This window comes from Streptomyces sp. NRRL F-5755 (assembly GCF_001279365.1).
Taxonomy (GTDB): Bacteria; Actinomycetota; Actinomycetes; order Streptomycetales; family Streptomycetaceae; genus Streptomyces; species Streptomyces rimosus.
This window is the reverse complement of the sequence record NZ_LGCW01000123.1, coordinates 1-3233: the sequence shown is the minus strand read 5'-3', so window position 1 is coordinate 3233 and position 3233 is coordinate 1. Positions and strand designations below refer to the sequence as shown.

At 74.0% G+C, this 3233-nt stretch carries 2 protein-coding genes; both read left to right on the top strand.

All coding sequences use genetic code 11. From position 1 onward, the window contains the following. The first annotated feature begins 152 nt into the window (after nucleotides 1-152). On the top strand, nucleotides 153-1715 hold the full coding sequence (locus tag ADK86_RS14370) for a sensor histidine kinase (RefSeq protein WP_053696956.1): 1563 nt from the start codon (nucleotides 153-155) through the stop codon (nucleotides 1713-1715). 26 nt (nucleotides 1716-1741) lie between these two features. After that, complete coding sequence (locus tag ADK86_RS14365) at nucleotides 1742-3148, top strand: bifunctional glycosyltransferase family 2/GtrA family protein (RefSeq protein WP_234345851.1); 1407 nt, start codon at nucleotides 1742-1744, stop codon at nucleotides 3146-3148. Nucleotides 3149-3233 lie beyond the last annotated feature (85 nt).

Genomic DNA, 3233 nt, shown 5'->3' with positions numbered 1-3233 from the left:
CCCTCACAGTCATCCCACCCCCCACAGCCACGCCAACCTCCACAGCCGCCCCACCCCCTACCACCACCCCCCACCGCCACCGCCGCCCCCGCCACCTACGCCTGCGGCCCCGGCGGTGGACGTTGCGTACGCGGCTGGTTGTTTCCGCCGTGATGCTGATCGCGGTGGTCTGTGCGGTGATCGGTACGGTCACCACCATCGCCCTGCACTCCTACCTCCAGGGCCAACTGGACGACAAGCTGCTGGAGTCGGCCCAGCACACGGGTGCCCGGGAGGGGAGTTTCCTCGATCACCGGAGCCTCGGGTTCATCGTCGGGCCCGGCCAGCCCATCGGCACGGTCGGCGCGCGCGTCTCCTCCGACGGCGAGATCATCGCGGCGGCCCGCAGCATCGACGCGCGCAACCCGATGCCCGCGCAGAACATGGTCACACTCACGGACGAGCAGGTGGGCGCGCTGGCCGGCGTACCGCGGGACGGGCGTCCGCACACCGTCACCCTGCCGGGGCTCGGCGACTACCGCGTCGCCTCCGCGCCGGACGACCTCGCGCTGGTCGGTCTGCCGTCCGGCGAGGTACAGAACGTCGTCGGCCGGCTGATCGTCGTGGAGGTCTGCGTCACGGCCGCGGGCCTGGTGGCGGCCGGTCTGGCGGGCGCCGCCACGGTCCGGATAGCGCTGTGGCCGCTGCGCCGGGTCGTCGCCACGGCCACCCGCGTCTCCGAACTGCCGCTGCACCGCGGCAAGGTGGCCCTGCACGAGCGCGTCCCGGCCGCCGAGGCCGATCCCCGTACGGAGGTCGGCCAGGTCGGCGCGGCACTCAACCGCATGCTGGGCCACGTCGGTTCGGCGCTCGCCGCCCGCCAGGAGAGCGAGACGCGGGTCCGCAGATTCGTCGCCGACGCCAGCCACGAGCTGCGCACGCCGCTGGCCTCGATACGGGGCTACGCCGAGCTGACCCGGCGGGGGCGCGAGGAGCCCGGCCCCGCCACCCGGCACGCCTTGGGCCGCATCGAATCCGAGGCGCAGCGGATGACCGGCCTGGTGGAGGACCTGCTGCTGCTCGCCCGCCTGGACGCCGGCCGCCCGCTGTCGTACGAGAGCACCGACCTCGCGCCGCTGGTCGTGGACGCCGTCAGCGACGCCCGCGCCGCCGGGCCCGGCCACAAGTGGCGCCTGGAACTGCCCGACGACCCGGTGTGCGTACGCGCCGACGCGGACCGGCTGCACCAGGTTCTGGTCAATCTGCTGGCCAACGCCCGTACGCACACCCCTGAGGGCACCACCGTCGTCGCCCGCCTCCGGCGCGAGCCCCCGGTGCCCGGGACGGGCCGCTTCGTCCGGCTGGAGGTGCGGGATGACGGCCCCGGCGTGCCGCCCGGCCTGCTGCCGCACGTCTTCGAGCGCTTCGCCCGCGGCGACGCGTCCCGCGCGCGTACGGAATCCGGAGCGGGCGGGGGCACCGGCAGCGGCACGAGCGGCAGCGCAGGGCGGCGGTCCGGTGGCAGTACGGGTCTCGGGCTGGCCATCGTGCAGGCCGTGGTCGCGGCGCACGGCGGTACGGCCCGGGTGGAGAGCGTGCCCGGACGTACGGTCTTCAGCGTCCGGCTGCCCGCCGACGGACCGGCGCGCGACGCCACACGCGCCCCTCAACTTCACCGGGCGCCCCTGGAGTACACCCATTCACAGGCGGGGCACAGCGGCACCACACAAGGGTGACAGCGCGCCCGGCGAGTGTCGGTGGCATGACGACGACACAGCCGGCCCAGACGCCTCTGGGCTCCCTGCCGCCTCGTGAGCATCTGCGCCCCGGGCAGACCACCACGGTGCTCGATGTCGTGATCCCCGTCTACAACGAGGAGTCCGACCTGGAGCCCTGCGTACGGCGGCTCCATGACCACCTCTCCCGCACCTTCCCGTACGGCTTCCGGATCACCATCGCGGACAACGCGAGCATGGACCGCACGCCCGAGATCTCCGCGGCGCTGGACGAGAAGATCGACGAGGTGACGGCCGTGCGCCTGGAGGAGAAGGGGCGCGGCCGGGCGCTGCGCACCGTGTGGTCCCTCTCCGACGCGCCGGTGCTCGCCTACATGGACGTCGATCTGTCCACCGATCTGAACGCGCTGCTGCCGCTGGTCGCCCCGCTGATCTCCGGCCACTCCGACCTGGCGATCGGCTCGCGGCTGGCGCGCAGTTCGCGGGTGGTGCGCGGACCGAAGCGCGAGTTCATCTCCCGCTCGTACAACCTCATCCTGCGCGGCTCGCTGGCCGCCCGCTTCTCGGACGCGCAGTGCGGCTTCAAAGCGGTACGGGGGGATGTCGCCGAGCGGCTGCTGCCCATGGTCGAGGACAGCGGCTGGTTCTTCGACACCGAGATGCTGGTGCTCGCGGAACGGGCCGGGCTGCGCATCCACGAGGTGCCGGTGGACTGGGTGGACGATCCGCACAGCACCGTGCACATCCTGCGGACGGCCACCGAGGACCTCAAGGGCGTGTGGCGGGTGGGGCGGGCGCTGGCGACCGGCGCGCTGCCGCTGGACCGGCTCGCCCGGCCCTTCGGCGACGACCCGCGCGACCGTGACCTGAGCGGCGTACCGCGCGGGCTGGCGCGCCAGGTCATGGGCTTCTGCGTGGTCGGCGCCCTCAGCACGCTGCTCTACCTGGGGCTCTACTCGCTCTTCCGGCTCGGCGTCGGACCGCAGGCGGCCAACGCCGCCGCGCTGCTGCTGTCGGCGATCGGCAACACGGCGGCGAACCGGCGGCTGACCTTCGGCGTACGGGGCCGGGACCGTGCCGTACGCCACCAGGCCCAGGGGCTCGTCGTCTTCGGCATCGGCCTGGCCCTGACCAGCGGGTCGCTGGCCGCCCTGGACGCCGCGACCGGCGACCCCGCGCACGGCACCGAGATGGCCGTCCTGGTGGCCGCGAACCTCGCGGCGACGCTGCTGCGGTTCCTGCTCTTCCGGGCGTGGGTCTTCACGGACCGGGAGCGGGACGGCAGGACCGCCGCACCGCACCCCGACCGCCCCACCGCCGTACCGGACCGCCCGACCGCGGTACCGGACCGCCCGACCGCGGTACCGGATCGCCCCACCGCGGTACCGGGCCGCCCCACCGCCGTACCGAACCGCCCCGGCAGGAGCGCTTGATGACCACGCACGACACCCGTCCCCCGAAACCGGACGCCACTCCCGAGGTGACCCCACCACCCACCCCCGCCCAGAAGAAGGAGCC